General features: G+C 46.4%; 19 protein-coding genes. 11 read left to right on the forward strand and 8 right to left on the reverse strand.

Annotated elements, in window-relative coordinates; all coding sequences use genetic code 11:
• The first annotated feature begins 38 nt into the window (after positions 1-38).
• Both EPH95_RS00215 and EPH95_RS00220 read left to right on the forward strand, forming a co-directional pair.
• On the forward strand, positions 39-761 hold the full coding sequence (locus EPH95_RS00215; RefSeq protein WP_160141521.1) for a tRNA (adenine(22)-N(1))-methyltransferase: 723 nt from the start codon (positions 39-41) through the stop codon (positions 759-761).
• Positions 758-1,879 carry a Nif3-like dinuclear metal center hexameric protein gene (locus tag EPH95_RS00220; RefSeq protein WP_142086290.1) on the forward strand — a complete coding sequence of 374 codons (1,122 nt, stop codon included), beginning with the start codon at positions 758-760 and terminating at the stop codon, positions 1,877-1,879. Before EPH95_RS00215 ends, EPH95_RS00220 begins: the two co-directional genes overlap by 4 nt.
• A 60-nt stretch (positions 1,880-1,939) precedes the next feature.
• On the opposite strand, the gene EPH95_RS00225 is transcribed toward EPH95_RS00220, so the two are convergent.
• Together EPH95_RS00225 and EPH95_RS00230 are read right to left on the reverse strand one after the other, a co-directional pair.
• On the reverse strand, positions 1,940-2,899 hold the full coding sequence (locus tag EPH95_RS00225; protein WP_142086292.1) for a 4-hydroxy-3-methylbut-2-enyl diphosphate reductase: 960 nt from the start codon (positions 2,897-2,899) through the stop codon (positions 1,940-1,942).
• A gap of 117 nt (positions 2,900-3,016) precedes the next feature.
• On the reverse strand, positions 3,017-3,451 hold the full coding sequence (locus EPH95_RS00230) for a hypothetical protein (RefSeq protein ID WP_160141522.1): 435 nt from the start codon (positions 3,449-3,451) through the stop codon (positions 3,017-3,019).
• A gap of 114 nt (positions 3,452-3,565) precedes the next feature.
• On the opposite strand from EPH95_RS00230, the gene EPH95_RS00235 reads away from it, so the two are divergent.
• The gene (locus tag EPH95_RS00235) at positions 3,566-4,858 is read left to right on the forward strand and encodes a DEAD/DEAH box helicase (protein WP_142086297.1); all 1,293 of its coding nucleotides are present in this window, start codon (positions 3,566-3,568) and stop codon (positions 4,856-4,858) included.
• Positions 4,855-5,760, forward strand: a complete 906-nt coding sequence (locus EPH95_RS00240; protein ID WP_142086300.1) for a deoxyribonuclease IV — start codon at positions 4,855-4,857, stop codon at positions 5,758-5,760. The genes EPH95_RS00235 and EPH95_RS00240 overlap by 4 nt, the downstream gene beginning before the upstream one ends.
• Positions 5,761-5,827: 67 nt before the next feature.
• Here the strand turns inward: EPH95_RS00240 and EPH95_RS00245 are convergent, their stop codons facing one another.
• Positions 5,828-6,076, reverse strand: coding sequence for a DUF2624 family protein (locus tag EPH95_RS00245; RefSeq protein WP_160141523.1), 249 nt, complete (start codon positions 6,074-6,076; stop codon positions 5,828-5,830).
• Between the two features lie 200 nt (positions 6,077-6,276).
• On the opposite strand from EPH95_RS00245, the gene EPH95_RS00250 reads away from it, so the two are divergent.
• From EPH95_RS00250 to EPH95_RS00270, 5 genes are all read left to right on the forward strand, one after another.
• Positions 6,277-7,644, forward strand: a complete 1,368-nt coding sequence (locus EPH95_RS00250) for a two-component system sensor histidine kinase NtrB (RefSeq protein ID WP_142086305.1) — start codon at positions 6,277-6,279, stop codon at positions 7,642-7,644.
• 286 nt (positions 7,645-7,930) lie between these two features.
• Positions 7,931-8,704, forward strand: a complete 774-nt coding sequence (locus tag EPH95_RS00255) for a metal ABC transporter ATP-binding protein (RefSeq protein WP_142086307.1) — start codon at positions 7,931-7,933, stop codon at positions 8,702-8,704.
• Positions 8,701-9,573, forward strand: a complete 873-nt coding sequence (locus tag EPH95_RS00260; RefSeq protein ID WP_142086310.1) for a metal ABC transporter permease — start codon at positions 8,701-8,703, stop codon at positions 9,571-9,573. Before EPH95_RS00255 ends, EPH95_RS00260 begins: the two co-directional genes overlap by 4 nt.
• A 1-nt stretch (position 9,574) precedes the next feature.
• Entirely contained in the window at positions 9,575-9,988 is a 414-nt protein-coding gene (locus EPH95_RS00265) for a Fur family transcriptional regulator (protein WP_142086312.1), read from the forward strand.
• 154 nt (positions 9,989-10,142) lie between these two features.
• Entirely contained in the window at positions 10,143-10,580 is a 438-nt protein-coding gene (locus tag EPH95_RS00270) for a hypothetical protein (RefSeq protein ID WP_227003987.1), read from the forward strand.
• A 66-nt stretch (positions 10,581-10,646) separates the two neighbouring features.
• On the opposite strand, the gene ispG is transcribed toward EPH95_RS00270, so the two are convergent.
• Together ispG and EPH95_RS00280 are read right to left on the reverse strand one after the other, a co-directional pair.
• Complete coding sequence (ispG, locus tag EPH95_RS00275; protein ID WP_142086316.1) at positions 10,647-11,753, reverse strand: flavodoxin-dependent (E)-4-hydroxy-3-methylbut-2-enyl-diphosphate synthase; 1,107 nt, start codon at positions 11,751-11,753, stop codon at positions 10,647-10,649.
• A gap of 76 nt (positions 11,754-11,829) precedes the next feature.
• Positions 11,830-12,204: a hypothetical protein gene (locus tag EPH95_RS00280; RefSeq protein ID WP_142086318.1), complete on the reverse strand. Its 375-nt coding sequence runs from the start codon at positions 12,202-12,204 to the stop codon at positions 11,830-11,832.
• A 142-nt stretch (positions 12,205-12,346) separates the two neighbouring features.
• On the opposite strand from EPH95_RS00280, the gene EPH95_RS00285 reads away from it, so the two are divergent.
• The gene (locus tag EPH95_RS00285) at positions 12,347-13,252 is read left to right on the forward strand and encodes a DUF1002 domain-containing protein (RefSeq protein WP_142086320.1); all 906 of its coding nucleotides are present in this window, start codon (positions 12,347-12,349) and stop codon (positions 13,250-13,252) included.
• Between the two features lie 174 nt (positions 13,253-13,426).
• Complete coding sequence (locus EPH95_RS00290; RefSeq protein ID WP_142086322.1) at positions 13,427-14,068, forward strand: NfeD family protein; 642 nt, start codon at positions 13,427-13,429, stop codon at positions 14,066-14,068.
• A gap of 42 nt (positions 14,069-14,110) precedes the next feature.
• Here the strand turns inward: EPH95_RS00290 and mnhG are convergent, their stop codons facing one another.
• Genes mnhG through EPH95_RS00305 form a run of 3 tightly spaced genes read right to left on the reverse strand, consistent with a single transcriptional unit; the run spans position 14,111 to position 15,228 of the window.
• The gene (gene mnhG / locus EPH95_RS00295; RefSeq protein ID WP_142086324.1) at positions 14,111-14,485 is read right to left on the reverse strand and encodes a monovalent cation/H(+) antiporter subunit G; all 375 of its coding nucleotides are present in this window, start codon (positions 14,483-14,485) and stop codon (positions 14,111-14,113) included.
• A complete protein-coding gene (locus EPH95_RS00300; protein WP_319592801.1) occupies positions 14,472-14,750 on the reverse strand; it encodes a monovalent cation/H+ antiporter complex subunit F in 279 nt (92 codons plus the stop codon). Before EPH95_RS00300 ends, mnhG begins: the two co-directional genes overlap by 14 nt.
• On the reverse strand, positions 14,740-15,228 hold the full coding sequence (locus EPH95_RS00305; RefSeq protein ID WP_142086326.1) for a Na+/H+ antiporter subunit E: 489 nt from the start codon (positions 15,226-15,228) through the stop codon (positions 14,740-14,742). Before EPH95_RS00305 ends, EPH95_RS00300 begins: the two co-directional genes overlap by 11 nt.
• Positions 15,229-15,232 lie beyond the last annotated feature (4 nt).

Here is a 15,232-nt window from a genome sequence, read left to right on the forward strand (position 1 = left end):
CCGAGCTCCTTTTTCGTATTGGAAAAGAGGGACGTGAAGTGAAGCAAGTACACCAACTGTCTCTGCGCTTGCAAACGATTGCCTCCGAAGTGCCAAAGGAATCGCGACTGGCGGACATAGGCACCGATCATGCACAGCTTCCTGTGGCGTTAATGGGCGTTGAACGTATTAGGTACGCTGTCGCCAGTGACGCCAAGGCGGGACCGTTTCAAACGGCCCTGCGTAATGTGGAAGCGGCAGGATTTAGCGATGCGATTTCTGTTCGGCACGGGGAAGGGCTGCAAACGTTGGAGGTCTCCGACCATATTGACGTCATCAGCATAGCCGGGATGGGAGGAAGTTTAATCACGAACATATTGTCCAAAGGGGCAAATCAATTGGCCTCCGTACAAAGGCTTATTCTTCAGCCAAATATGGCTGCGGACATGGTAAGAGAATGGTTATATGAGAACGAATGGACGTTGATAAAGGAGCAAATCGTGCAAGAGGAACAGTTTTATGAAGTGTTAATTGCCACCAAAGAAAAAGGCGAAAATCATCAACATGCGTATAGGAACAAAAATTGGGATGATGCGATCCTGTTCGGTCCAAAATTGCTTGAAAAAAAGCCTGAAGCTTTTCAGCTAAAATGGAAACAGGAACTTGACCATTTGGAGCGAGTGCTGCAACAAATGGAGGCTACTTTGCAACGAACGGAAATTGGGGAAGAACGGGAGCGCATCAAAAATCGTATAAAACGAATCAGGGAGGTTATAAAATGAGTAGAACACCGAGCGCCCGCAACGTCGTTTCATTGCTTGAAAATTGGTCTCCCAAACATTTGGCCATGGAAGGGGACCCTGTCGGCTTGATGCTCGGCTCATTGGATAAGTCTGTTGAAAATGTGCTCGTTACATTGGATGTCACAGAAGCAGTAGTGGCCGAAGCTGTTGAAAAAGGCGCAGATCTCATCATCAGCCATCATCCCCTGTTGTTTATGCCATTGACAGAAGTGGACACGACTACTCCGAAGGGACGTGTCATCCAACAATGTTTGCGGCATGACATTACCGTATACGCTGCGCACACCAATTTGGACATCACGACGGGCGGGATGAATGATTGGATGGCAGCTGCAATGGGAATCAAGGAGACCGAAGAAGTTGTCCCTACGAAAAAAGATCAGCTGTATAAACTTGTCGCATTCGTTCCGGAAGAAGACACCGATCAAGTTCGGCGGGCATTGGGAGATGCAGGAGCCGGTCACATCGGAGATTATTCCCATTGCACGTTTAACAGCGAAGGCACGGGCACGTTCATCCCCGGCGATGAAACCGATCCTCACATCGGTAACCAAGGGGAATTAACCTTTGTTCCGGAGAGAAAAATAGAAACGGTCGTTCCCGATTCCAAGCTTTCGCGAGTCCTTGATGTGCTTGCTGATGCCCATCCTTATGAAGAACCTGCGTATGATCTTTATCCGCTGAGCCTTGAGGGTGAATCTTTCGGACTTGGCCGGATCGGAACACTTGCGTCTTCGGTGCAGCTTGATGCTTTTGCTACTTCGCTCAAAGAGATTTTCAATGTAGAGGGATTACGGGTTGTCGGTGATTTAGGAAGAAAGGTACAAAATATTGCCGTAATTGGCGGAGATGGGAGCAAATTTTGGCAACAGGCGTTAGCAGCCGGGGCTGATGTGCTTGTAACCGGGGACGTTAAGTTTCACACCGCACAGGATGCAGAAGCTTCCGGACTTGCACTCATCGATCCTGGACACCATACCGAAGCCATCATGAAGCAACCCGTTGCCGACCGGTTGGCTCAAGATGCAGAAGCAAGTGGCTATCAGATGGAAGTCAACGCTTCGGACGTCAATACAGAACCATTTACGTTTCTATAATGAGCGGCTAAATTGGTGAAAAAAGAAAGAGCCCCACCTGCTCAGGTGAGGCTCTTTCGTTTAGCGCGCTCTGGATTTGGAGTTTTTACGCAACGGCGGTAAAATTTTAGTCCCCAAAGCTTTTCTTTCCGCTTTCCATGTTGATGAATTTTCAGGGTCATATTGGTCCAAAAAGAGAATCACTTCCCGTACGATGGACGTGGGAGTGGAAGCGCCCGCGGTTACAGCCACTTTTTGAACGCCCTCCAACCATTCCAATTTCAGTTCACTTACATCTTCGATGCGATAAGCATTTGTATGTGCAATATCTTTTGAGACTTGTGCCAGCCGGTTGGAGTTATTACTTTTCGGGTCACCGACCACGATGAGTAAATCGGAATCGCCTGCTTGATCACCAACAGCTTCTTGGCGAACTTGCGTAGCCTGGCATATTTCATTGTTGACTTCGGCATGGGGGTAAAGTTCAATAGTCTTATTCATAATATCGGATACGTCCCATTGGCTCATGGTCGTTTGATTCGTGATAATAACTTTATCCCTTTTCAAATCCAATTTTGTTACATCGTCAACGGTTTGGATTAAGTGCACATGATCGGGCGCTACACCGATCGCGCCTTCCGGCTCCGGGTGGCCGCGTTTGCCGATATAGACGATATCATAGCCTTCCGCTTTTTTCTCCCTGATTAAGTCGTGGGTATGGGTAACGTCCGGGCAAGTGGCATCAATCGTAGTCAACCCTTTCTCGTCGGCTAATTGCCGGACAGCCGGGGATACGCCGTGAGCGGTGAAAATTACCGTGCCATTTTCCACTTCCCGGAGAATGTCAAGTCGATTCGGTCCGTCAAGGGAAATGATGCCTTCTTCTTCAAAAGCGTTGGTAACGTGAGTATTATGAACGATCATACCAAGGATATAAATCGGCCTCGGCAATTCCTTATTTTCAGCTGCTTGGCGAGCAATGACCATGGCATCCACGACACCATAGCAATAACCCCTCGGGGAAATTTTCTTCACTTCCATAGCCAAGTCCTCCAATACGTATATGCTATGGAATATTATACAGCCATTTGCCCGTAACGTAAATGAAAAGGACGGCAATTAACCGTCCATTCGTTGACAATGCTTTAACATCCGGGCTTAAACATATAGCTTCGGAGGGGGTTGTGCTCCTTCTTTCAATTCAAAAGTTGGCAAAGGTTCCTCCTTTTTCTCATGGTCATCCTCTTTTTTTGTTTTTGGAGCAGCGGGGGCGGAAGCTTTCGAAGCATTTGCAACCTTAAGCGCTTTAGTCACTTGGTTCGCTTTTTGGACCATTCCCGGTATTTTACGAACCATCGGTCCGTATTTTTGAATCATTGGCAGCCATTTCCCCGCGCTTTGAATCATCGGCATGAAACGTCCGATGGACCCGAGGCCGGCACCGCTTTGTGCGAGGCCCGCGCCTCCTGCTGCCGGAAATCCGCCTCCTCCCATCATCGGCAAAGCTGCGGATCTGGCGGCCATGGGTGGTGCGCCGCCAAAAGGCACCGGCTGTGGAAAGGGGGGAGCAAGGGGCGGTCCCATTGGCATCATTGGAGGTGGTCCGTACATAATAATCCCTTCTTTCCTTCCTGAATAATTAAAGAGTGAGAAGACACTCCGTTTTGTGATAGAATATGATAATGTGCACTTGCCTGTTCCTTGGAAATGAACCGTAGCTTAATTGAGGTGATCAAATTGTCAGGTTTCACCAGACTAGGGATTGATAATCGTTTAACAACCCATTTGCAACATGAACATATAAACAGACCGACGGAAATTCAAGAACGGCTTATTCCTGCTATATTAAGGGGAAAAGATGTCATCGGCCAGTCTCAAACGGGCACCGGGAAGACACTTGCTTTTGCCTTGCCGATATTGTCGGGGATTCATCCGGATGACCATTGTCTGCAGGCTGTGGTGACTGCCCCAACGAGAGAATTGGCCGAACAGCTCTATAAAGTTTTCCAAAAATGTATCAAAGACAGCGGCATGGAAGAAATTCGCATCCGGCGAGTCATTGGCGGAACGGATAAAGAACGGAACATGGCGGACCTTCAACGACCGCCGCACGTTGTCATTGCAACACCAGGGAGATTGCACGATCTTGTGATAAAAGAAACCGCCCTTGATGTCCATCGTGTACGGACGCTTGTCGTTGATGAAGCAGACCAAATGTTGGAAATGGGTTTCTTGGAATCGCTGGATCAAGTGGCCGTCCGTATGCCGGAAGCTTTGCAAATGCTCGTCTTTTCCGCGAGCATCCCGCAACGCCTTCAACCTTTTTTAAAAAAATACATGAACCAACCGCGCCATGTGCACGTAAAACCGGAACATCCTTCGCCAAAAAACCTAGCCCATTACCTGATTCCGTTACGTAGTCGCGGACGCCAACAATTGGCGGTGGAAATGGCAGCTTTATTGCGGCCGTATTTATGCTTGATTTTTGCGAATACGAAAAAAGAAGCGGAAGAACTAACGGATCTATTTATTGAGCATGGACTTCAAACCGAGTGCATGCATGGAGACCTTTCCCCCCGTGCCCGTAAACGGTCGATGCGAAACATCGAACGTGCGGCTGTGCCTTATGTGATTTGTACCGATATCGCGGCCCGCGGGATGGACATCAAAGGGGTTTCCCATATCATCAATCTGCAATTGCCGCAGGATTTAGAGTATTATTTGCACAGGTCAGGGCGCACAGCCCGGGCGGGAGCTTCAGGTGAAGTGTTCACGATTGTTTCCAAAGAAGATTATCCGGCACTTCACCAATTACAAAAACAACGGTTTACTTTTCAGTATTTGGATATTAAAAAAGGGGAATGGCTTGAAATTGATCAATTAGGCAGTGGTTATGCACCGGGAAGAAAACGTAACCGCCAACCGCAAAAGCAAAAGGATCCGTCCCAGAAACCGAAAAAAATCAAACCCGGTTATAAAAAGAGGAGGAAAAGAAAATGAGTGATCTCCCGCGTTATCTTGGCTCACACGTATCCATGAGCGGAAAAAAAATGCTGCTTGCCTCAAGTGAAGAGGCGGCAAGCTACGGGGCGACCGCGTTAATGATTTATACGGGGGCTCCCCAAAATACGCGCAGAAAAGCAATTGAAGACTTAAATATAGAAGCGGGCAACACGCATATGAAAGAAAATGGCATTGAACAAGTTGTTGTTCACGCCCCTTACATTATCAATGTCGCTAATACACAAAAACCGGAAACATTTGATCTAGGAGTTCGATTTTTACGCTCGGAAATTGAGCGGACAGAAGCGATCGGCGCGACTCAAATTGTGCTTCACCCCGGTTCCCACGTGGGGGAAGGGCCGGAAAAAGGGATACCAAAAATCATTGAAGGACTCAATGAAGTCATTTCCAAGGACCAACATGTGCAAATCGCGTTGGAAACAATGGCTGGAAAAGGTTCCGAATGCGGACGTACATTTGATGAATTAGCGCAAATTATTGATGGAGTTACCCATAATGAGAAGCTATCGGTTTGTTTTGACACTTGTCACACTCATGATGCAGGGTACGATATCATCAATGACTTCGATGGGGTAATGGACGAGTTTGCGAAAACGATCGGCTTGGACCGCTTGAAAGTGCTTCACGTGAATGACAGTAAGAATCCGCAGGGAGCAAGAAAAGACCGGCACGAAAACATCGGCTTTGGGCATATAGGCTTTGAAGCATTAAACAGCATTGTTCATCATGAAACGGTGGCAGACATCCCTAAAATTTTGGAAACGCCTTATGTCGGAGAAGACAAAAAGAATAAAAAGCCTCCCTATAAGCATGAAATTACAATGCTTCGGGAAAAGTTCCATGACCCGGAGATGAAAGAAAAGTTAACGCAACAATAAAAGGGAAGCGGTGCGGAAATGGCACCGCAGTTTTCGGCAAACTTGTACCTGTTGGCTGCTTGCTCGCTTATTGCCGTAAAAAGCCGCCATACTTTTGATAAAGGTCATGAAGCAACATCGCGTGTTCTTGCGATGTTGTTTTTTCCACTTTGTTTATAAATGCGAATACCGATGCTTGATCGGTGAAATCCACTTGTTCTGTCTGAATGAGGTGAACAAGCTTTTGGACCTCGTCATCCGAAAGAAAAACACCTTTATTTTGCGCAAGCGCTTTTAATTGTTGCGGAGTCATGTTCGCTATATACTGTTGAATCATTTGAAAATTCAATGGGTTTCACATCCTTTTTTTTAATTCCAATCCGTCCCACGAGGTGACACAACGGTTTTGCATCGACAAATGCTTACACATCACGTTGTAGAATATGCAGGAAATGCTCTGAAATGTGCGAGGTTTGGAAAGCGATTTTTCATGTAAACTCTATGCATCGGAAAGAGGTTTTAGTATAATTAAGGAAAATGATGGTTACCGGGGCGGTGATGGACGTTTTTACACCGAATCAAAGTAACGTTGGAGAATCATGTCTTTTTGATGAAGTGAGCCGGGAAATTCGATTTGTTTTGAAAATAGACGGAACGATTTTGTATAAAAATAAAGTAGCGGATACCCTTCTATCCGATTTCTCGAATTTTTTTCAGTCACTGCATGAGGGGGAATGGATGCGCTTCATGTCTTTTTTCAGGGAAATGCAGGATACGGGGAACATTCGCGAAACAACTTTCACCCATGCCACGGGTGGGGTTGCTCATTCCGTCTTTTATCGTGGAATTTATCGAAATGAATGCTTTTATTTAACCGGAATAGAGCAATCGCTCCAGACGAAAGAAATCTTGGAGAATTTTGCGGATCGGTTGCCGTATGGGTGGATAAAACTGAACGACAAATTAAAAATAATTGAAAAGAATAGGACTTTCATGGACCTTGTTCTCCCGAAAGTGGAATTTACTGAACTCGAGTTTGAGCGTTTACGGCTGGAATCGGGAGCGGGGGCTTGCATGTACAAAGCAGTGAAAGAAGCGCTTCAATCGAAGAAGGTGAGTGAGCAGCGGGAAGAAGACCGGGAAGCCGGCCGTTTATTTAGGAGTTTAGCTGTATACATACCCGGGAAGCAGGAAGTAATCGGTCTTGTTTTCGATGAGAGTACGGACATAAAATATGAGCAATTGCTTCAGTATAAACAGCAAATGGAATCCGTCTCCCACCTTGCTGCCGGGGTCGCTCATGAACTGCGAAACCCTTTGTCCGTGATCCGGGGGTTCTTGCAACTGTCGGAGTTGACGAACAGCTTTGAAAAATATGCAAAAACCATCTTTGGCGAAGTGGATCGGATGAATAAAATCCTGGAAAATTTCCTGTCGATTTCCAGAAAAAAATTTGATGTACATGCTTTATCTCCCATGGAGGTCATTGACACGGTAGAAGATATTATCCGTTCGGAATGCATGTTAAACAACGTCCATTTTGAGGCGCGCATCGCCGAAACCGCTCGGTTAATTCAGATGAACGAAACGATGATAAAACAAGTGCTTTTAAATTTGCTCCGTAACTCGATGGAGGCGTATACGCCGGAGCAACAGAGAGTCTTTTCTTTAATTTCCCGTGAGCGGTCAAATGATTATGAAATTACGGTAAAAGATAATGGGCCGGGGATACCTGAAGAAATTATGGATAAAATAGGTGAACCTTTTAACACGAGCAAAGAAAAAGGGACGGGAATCGGTATCTCATTATCGAAAAAAATTATCGAAGACCATGGTGGCACATTCCATGTGGAAAGTGAAAAAAATAAAGGAACGACCACCATTATCACTTTGCCTTTTGAGTGACTTTTTATGATCAAGCAGGTGCAAGCCGGCTTCCGACCCCTGTTACAACTCTTCGCTCGGTCTCCATGATCGGTTTATTTCACTTTTTTGTTTCGGTCTTCATGAAGCAGTCATGGCGGCCGAATGCCATTTTTCTCTTTCTCCAGGCTTCAGAGACTGTCCAATTATGTTTCCTTCCTCATTGTCCTCTAATGATCCTCCATTTACAAATAAACAATGATACGGTATACTAAAAAAATCGTAATCATTCTGTTTTAGCAATTCGTTTTGGGATGGAGGTCCTTGAATGGATCGTACACAAAAACCTGTTATTGATATTCAACATATCACTTATCGCTATGAACGTTCTCCTGTCTTGGACGATGTGAGCCTGACCGTACAGCCGGGCACTTTTCTCGGGCTCGTCGGCCCGAATGGCTCCGGAAAATCTACATTGATTCGTTTAATGCTCGGTCTTTTGAAACCGCAAATGGGCGACGTACGCCTTTTTGATACTGAGGTTCGCAAATTCTCCAATTGGGGAAAAATAGGATATGTGTCACAAAAAGCCAATCGTTTTAACGCCGGATTTCCCGCTACGGTCTTCGAAGTGGTGTCCATGGGTTTGTTTGGCCCAGTCGGCTTATGTCGCTTTTTGGGAAAAAAGGAACGGACACGTGTGCATGAGGCGTTGGACACCGTTGGAATGAAGGCGTATGCGAAGCAGCCGATCGGCCGTTTATCTGGAGGCCAGCAACAACGGGTATTTATCGCTCGCGCGCTTGTCAGCAACCCGGAATTGCTCATCCTTGATGAACCGACGGTTGGCGTTGATGCCAATGCCGCTCAACGGTTTTATGATTTATTAGCGGCACTTAATCAACAGCACGGCCTTACACTGATCCTTGTAAGCCATGATGTCGGTACCATGACGCGTTATGTCTCGGACATTGCTTGCTTGAATCAACGTTTGCATTTTCACGGCAGCAAATCGGAATTTGAAGAAAATCCGGATTTCTCTGCGCTGTATGGGCACGAGGTCCAACATGTCGTGCATGAACATGGAGAACTCACCCAATGATCGATGTATTTTTTCAATATGATTTTCTTCGTCAAGCTTTGTTGTCCGGGATTATGATAGGCTTGGCCGCACCTTTGCTCGGAGTTTTTCTCGTCGTTAAACGGATGTCGCTCGTGGCGGATGCCCTGTCCCACATTACACTGACCGGCATTGCTTTTCATTTTTTGTTGGCATCGTTTTTTATCACGCTGGCAGACATTGATCCGTTATATATGGGCATGGCGTTCGCGCTGCTTGGTGCGTTGTTGATCAATCAGTTGCGCAAAGTATACAGCCATTTTAAAGAGTTGGCGATCCCGATTATTTTGTCGGCCGGGATTGGCCTCGGCGTTGTGTTTATTTCGATTGCAGATGGATTTAATACCGACTTGTTTGCGTATTTATTCGGAAGTGTTGCCGCGGTTGGCCGTACGGATTTTTATACAATTTTAGTGGTTACTGTGATTGTCGCATTGCTTTTAATTCTTTTCTATAAAGAGTGGTTTTTCCTCTCTTTTGATGAAGAGCAGGCGATGGTCTCCGGGTTGCCGGGCAAATGGTTGGATGTTGTCTTTATGCTTCTTGTGGCGCTTGTTATTTCAGCAGCGATGAGGATCGTCGGCATTTTACTCGTCTCTGCCTTGATGACGCTTCCGGTTGCTGCCGCTATGCAATGGGCGAAAAGTTTCAAGCAGATGTTTTTTTATTCGGCGATTTTTGGAGAAATTGCTGTGCTGGCAGGAATCATTTTCGGATTTTATCTGGATTTGGCGCCCGGCGGAGTCATTGTTGTGGTTGCTGTTGCCATCTTGCTCTTTAGTCTTGGAGTGAAAAAAATAGGAAAAAAAGTGCCCCAACCTCCAATTTCCAGCCTTAGAAAGGAGCGTTGACATGGATGCACAGAAGGCGATAAACACGTTAAAAGAACGAGGGTATAAATACACAGACAAACGAAAAGAAATCATCGAGTTTTTGGATGAGCAAAAAGGCTATGTATCGGCCAAACAAGTCCTCATGTTCATGCAAGAACAGTATGACGGACTTAGCTTCGACACGGTTTACCGCAATCTTTCCTTATTTGCCGATCTGGGCATTTTGGAAGCCAGTGAATGGGAGGGTGAGAAGCGTTTTCGCCTTAGTTGCGAGGAAGACCATCATCATCATATGATTTGTTTAAGGTGTGGCAAAACGAAGCATATTCCTGTTTGTCCGATGGAACACTTTCATGCAGGGGGCGATGATTTTAAAATAACCAGCCATAAATTTGAAATTTTTGGTTACTGCACGCCTTGCCAACATTCATAACGCCTGAAAGGTCGTCATGCTTATAAAGCAACCGGACTTTACGTGTGTTCAGATAAAAATAACGCACTAACCAATACTTTCATCCGATAATTCACGGTCTCGCCAGCCAGACTATAAATACCCGGGGATCAAACCGGGTAAGGGGGAGATCAGGTTGGCGGACGAAGGTCGCGAGGGTCAGCAGCCGGATCGGGAAGAAACGAACCAGGAAGATCGACTGGAAGAAAGACCCGTGATGGTTGACCCGCTTATCGAAAGTTATAATGGGGAGTATATGGAAGAAACCTCAGCAGAAATCGCTTCCCCGAGCGTGGATGCCGAGCAGACGAATCGAGCTTCGGATCAATCGGATGAACCAATGCAAGGAGAAGAGCCGGCGGTTAATGACGATTCCCTAGGAATGGGCTTAGGTACGGCAGCGATTATTATTTCGCTCGTATCGCTCTTTTTCTTGCCGGTCATTTTAGGTGCGGCAGGGATTATTACCGGCTTTTTTGCTCGTCAGAAAGGTGCTTCAGCACTTGGTTGGTGGGCCATCGGTATCGGGGCTGCGTCTATCCTCATCTCCATTTTCTTCGCACCATTTATGTGACCGTAACAAACAACTGCCCGCTCTTCTTCGTGAGCGGGCAGTTGTTTTGTTTTATTTTACCGGCCATTATTGGGTAGTTTCTGCTTCTTTGAGTTTTGCGTAGTGTTCTTCCGCCAATTTATCGACCTCTTTTTTCAATTCGTCGACCATGGTTTCTTCGGGAACTTTGCGAACGATTTCTCCATGGCGGAAAAGAAGTCCTTCTCCCTTCGCTCCCGCTATACCGATATCAGCCTCCCGGGCTTCCCCGGGACCGTTGACGGCACACCCAAGAACGGCGACTTTAATCGGAGCTTTAATTTTAGCGATGTAGTCTTCAACGTCGTTGGCGATGCTGATAAGGTCGATCTCAATCCGTCCGCACGTCGGACATGCAATTAAGGTGGCTGCATCTGAAGCGAGCCCGAATGTTTTTGTCAGTTCACGCGCGACTTTTACTTCCTCGACCGGATCGGCACTGAGGGAGATGCGCATCGTATTTCCAATGCCTTTATCCAAAAGCGCCCCTAGACCGGCAGCACTTTTGACCGTTCCGGCAAATAATGTCCCGGATTCGGTGATTCCCAAATGAAGAGGGTAGCTAAAAGCTTGCGCAGCTTTAGTATAGGCTTCGGTCGCCAGATCAACATTGGATGCTTTCATGGAGACGATAATGTCATGAAAATCCAACTCTTCCAGAATCGCGATATGATGCAAAGCACTTTCGACCATTGCATCGGCAGTTGGGTAGCCATATTTTTCAAGAAGATGGCGTTCAAGCGATCCGGCATTTACGCCGATGCGTATGGGAACACCTTTTTCTTTGGCAGCTTCGACAACCATTTCGACTTTTTCGCGCGATCCAATGTTTCCGGGGTTGATTCGAATTTTATCTGCACCGGCTTCGATGGCTTTCAGCGCTTTGCGGTAGTCAAAGTGAATATCAACGACCAAGGGGATGTTGATGCGGGATTTAATCTCGGGAAGTGCATCTGCAGCTCTATCGTTAGGGCAAGCGACCCGAACGATATGGCATCCTGCTTCTTCAAGACGCAAAATCTCTGCAACCGTTGCTTCGACATCCTCCGTCTTCGTTGTCGTCATGCTTTGAATGATCACTTCATCACTACCGCCAATGACTAGATTGCCGACACGAACCGGCCTCGTTTTCGTTCGGTGGATGATTTCGCTCATATTCGTTTTCCGCCCCTTTACATGAGCTTTATGACAAAATGTAAACGGCTCATTTGTTATGTTGCGTACCCATTTCTTATTGTAGCAACGAACCACCAAAAATGGCAAGTAATCGGGAAGGTTCAGCCTTCATAAAGGGGAATGTGTAAACGTTTCCTTCGTGCAGTTGCTCGGGTGGTTGGCCGTCATTTAAGTATTGAAAGTCATTCTTGATGGCTGCCATGTCCATCGGCATGCCCTCATCATGAAGCTGTTCGACGATGGTTAATAACGTCTGGCCGGCTTCAATCTCAACATCGACGGTGTGATCAAAATGCGTTTGTGTGATTTCCATTGTTTCGTTCGTCGTTTCCGGCGAGGGATCAACGACTGGAAGGGTTCCCCGGGTGACGTCGTAATATATGGCAAATATAATTGTCGCGATTGCGAGAATCCAGAACCATTTTTTCATGAAAAATACCTCCTCTATCCAAAAGATATGCTTGTCCCTTAAAAAAATGCTGACAAAATAACAAAAACTCTATATTTTCCTTTTCTTTTCGGGTTGAATGTGGTATGAAAAGAGGGTAAGCCATTATGAGGGGGAGCAAAAAATGAAAAAAATCGTTGCAGGGGTAACAGCGGCCGTATTGGCAGGGGCGGGTGTCCTTTCCACACCGTCCGGAGCAGCTGCCGACGCGGCGCCGGGTGATATTATTATTACCCTTGGCGAAGATTTAAGCGATGAAGAAAGAGAAATGGTTTTATCGGAAATGGATGGCGATGAACAAGACCAGATCGTAGAAGTGACCAATGAAGAAGAACATGAATATTTGGGTGAGTTCATTCCTTCGGGAGAAATCGGAAGCAACGCGATTTCCTCGTCACAAATCACCATTGCTGAAGCAGGTTCCGGAATAGATGTAGATACCAACCGCATCAATTACGTAACGGAAGGCATGTACGCGAATGCACTCGTCACCGCAGGTGTCGAAGACGCCGAGATTTACGTCACCGCACCGTTTGAAGTTTCCGGAACCGGGGCGCTAACAGGGATCATTAAAGCTTATGAAATCGAAACAGACATAGATATTGACGAAGATCAAAAACGCGTTGCCAACGAAGAGCTTGTACGGACCGGGGAACTAAGTGAAAATCACGGAACCGAAGAAGCAACGGAGCTAATGGCGAGAATTAAAGAAGAAATTTCGGAAGAAGACGTAGAAACGGAAGAGGATTTGCGAAACCTCATCGAACGTATTGCCGATGAAGTTGGGGTTACGTTAACGGATGAAGAAATGGACGGGCTTGTATCTTTGTTTGAACGTATGCAAAACTTGGACATCGACTGGGATCGAGTGCAGAATCAGATTGGCCAAATTCGCGATAACATCGATGAATGGATGAGCTCTGAGGAAGCGCAAGGATTTGTCCAGTCCGTCCTCGACTTTTTCAGTGAAATGATCGACACGGTTCGCGGGTGGCTTGAAGGCAGCGGCGGATCGGAATCCAATTCATAAATAAACGTTAAAGAAACTCACGGTATTGTTCATCGTGAGTTCTTTCTTTGGCTATGTTGATGCGCCCGCCTATTAAAGCGTTTTATAAAAAAAGAACTTCTGCTACAATATAGGTAGATGATTACCTTGGGAACGTATAGGGAGAACCGGAGATTGGGAAGGAGTGCTTAACCAATGGAATGGCTGAATATTAGCGTTTTCGGCTTTCTCGTCGTTTTTTTAGCAACGATGTTTTTTCTAGGGGAATTACTTGTAAAAGCAAGAGGGATATTCGGAATCATTGGATTTTCATTGATTACGCTGTACTTTGCCCATCATATTGGAGATACATCAGGGTTATGGGTCGTTATCCTTTATGCAGCGGGTTTGGCATTGATTGTCACGGACGGGAAAGTGCTCGGTGACGGAACATTATCGTTTATTGGCGTTGTTTTAATGATTGTTGGCTTGACGGTCCCGGCACCGGATTTAATGTACGCGTTCCTCGTCGGATTCGCGGTGATTTTGGGAGGGCTGGCATCCTTTTTCTTTACCAAAGTGTTCCCGAACCGTGAAATGTGGTCGAAGATGACATTGACCGAGACGATGTCGAGCGAGGAAGGGTACAATTCCATGAACGAAGGGTATAGCGATCTAGTCGGGAAAGAAGGGACAACACTGACGGATTTTCGTCCGATTGGCACGGTGGAAATCGAAGGGCAAACGTACAGCGCGACAACGGGTGCAGCTTGGCTTGAAAAAAACACCGAAGTCAAAGTGACATCGGTGGACGGCACCAGAATTGTTGTTAGTCCCAATAAGACGAATGAAGCTTAAAAAAAGCGTCCTAAATAGGGCGCTTTTTTACTACTTGAGACATTATGATTGATTTTCTTTTGTTTGGTTTTGTCTTCTCTTTGCATATTCCACCTTTAGTTCGTCTTCGATGCCGATCTCGTCCATAGGCACGCCGGTGCGGTAGGCGGAGCGGGCAACGGTGAGTGTAACGATTGGCGTGGTGAGAAATACGAATAAGATGACAAGAAGCAGGGTGCCCAGGAAAATATCCTGTTGCAAGAGAAAAAAGAGAAAAGTGCCTAACATGGACATGATAACTCCGCCAGTCGCGTTCTTTCCAGTGGCGTGCATGCGTGCATAGACGTCTGGAAAACGCATGAGCCCAAAAGCAGCAAATAGACTGAAAATCGTCCCCGCTCCTGCAAAAAAGACAATGATCCATTCAATAGCGGTCAAAGATAACACCTCTTTCCAGGTACTTGGCGATAGCTATGGATCCGAGACAGGCGAGAATCGCGATCACGACGACGACGTCTGCATAGGCAATGGTTTCATGAATGATCATGATGCTTCCCACGAAACCAATGAGAAGCAGTCCGACCGTATCCAAGGCCAGAGCCCGGTCCGCCATGGTCGGGCCCAAAATGACTCTTATTAAACAGAGAAAGATAGCCAGGGATTTAATGGATAGGAAAATAATCATAATGGTTTCAAAGATCATGTGGCCGGGTCACCTCCAGAATGGTTTTCTCAAAGACGGTCTGCACCTTGTTGATAACGGCTTGTTTGTCCCTGATGTCCAGTGCATGGACGTAAACGTACTGGTTATCATCCGAGAATTCGATCGCCATGGTTCCCGGTGTCAATGACATCATTACGCCAAACAGTGCCTTTTCCGTGTTGGATTCCAGCCGGGTTGGCACGGCGATGAAACCGGGCGCAATCTTCATGTTGACGCTGGCAAGAATGCTCATCACATAAAAATTGGCGGAAATGAGTTCTCTGAAAAACACGATAATCAGTTTGAGCAAGTAAGCGGCTCTTTTCAGGTAAAACTCAGCCCTCATAAAATGGGCGAGAACTCGGACGACGATCGCTCCTATCACATAACCGAAAACAGCGTCTTGCACGGTGTAACTGTTGAAGAAGAGCATCCAGGCGAACATAACCAAAATATTTGTGAATAGTTGGAAGGCCATGAGA

Source organism: Salicibibacter halophilus (assembly GCF_006740705.1).
GTDB lineage: Bacteria > Bacillota > Bacilli > Bacillales > Marinococcaceae > Salicibibacter > Salicibibacter halophilus.

Bases quoted from the DNA above. Each gene is read 5' to 3' on its own strand.
- EPH95_RS00280 (WP_142086318.1), bottom strand. From the start codon at position 12,204: ATGAAAAAATGGTTCTGGATTCTCGCAATCGCGACAATTATATTTGCC.
- ispG (WP_142086316.1), bottom strand. From the start codon at position 11,753: ATGAGCGAAATCATCCACCGAACGAAAACGAGGCCGGTTCGTGTCGGC.
- EPH95_RS00260 (WP_142086310.1), top strand. From the start codon at position 8,701: ATGATCGATGTATTTTTTCAATATGATTTTCTTCGTCAAGCTTTGTTG.
- EPH95_RS00245 (WP_160141523.1), bottom strand. From the start codon at position 6,076: ATGATTCAACAGTATATAGCGAACATGACTCCGCAACAATTAAAAGCG.
- EPH95_RS00265 (WP_142086312.1), top strand. From the start codon at position 9,575: ATGGATGCACAGAAGGCGATAAACACGTTAAAAGAACGAGGGTATAAA.
- EPH95_RS00255 (WP_142086307.1), top strand. From the start codon at position 7,931: ATGGATCGTACACAAAAACCTGTTATTGATATTCAACATATCACTTAT.
- EPH95_RS00235 (WP_142086297.1), top strand. From the start codon at position 3,566: ATGAACCGTAGCTTAATTGAGGTGATCAAATTGTCAGGTTTCACCAGA.
- EPH95_RS00230 (WP_160141522.1), bottom strand. From the start codon at position 3,451: ATGATGCCAATGGGACCGCCCCTTGCTCCCCCCTTTCCACAGCCGGTG.
- EPH95_RS00285 (WP_142086320.1), top strand. From the start codon at position 12,347: ATGAAAAAAATCGTTGCAGGGGTAACAGCGGCCGTATTGGCAGGGGCG.
- EPH95_RS00250 (WP_142086305.1), top strand. From the start codon at position 6,277: ATGATGGTTACCGGGGCGGTGATGGACGTTTTTACACCGAATCAAAGT.
- EPH95_RS00225 (WP_142086292.1), bottom strand. From the start codon at position 2,899: ATGGAAGTGAAGAAAATTTCCCCGAGGGGTTATTGCTATGGTGTCGTG.
- EPH95_RS00240 (WP_142086300.1), top strand. From the start codon at position 4,855: ATGAGTGATCTCCCGCGTTATCTTGGCTCACACGTATCCATGAGCGGA.
- EPH95_RS00305 (WP_142086326.1), bottom strand. From the start codon at position 15,228: ATGGCCTTCCAACTATTCACAAATATTTTGGTTATGTTCGCCTGGATG.
- EPH95_RS00300 (WP_319592801.1), bottom strand. From the start codon at position 14,750: ATGATCTTTGAAACCATTATGATTATTTTCCTATCCATTAAATCCCTG.
- EPH95_RS00220 (WP_142086290.1), top strand. From the start codon at position 758: ATGAGTAGAACACCGAGCGCCCGCAACGTCGTTTCATTGCTTGAAAAT.
- EPH95_RS00290 (WP_142086322.1), top strand. From the start codon at position 13,427: ATGGAATGGCTGAATATTAGCGTTTTCGGCTTTCTCGTCGTTTTTTTA.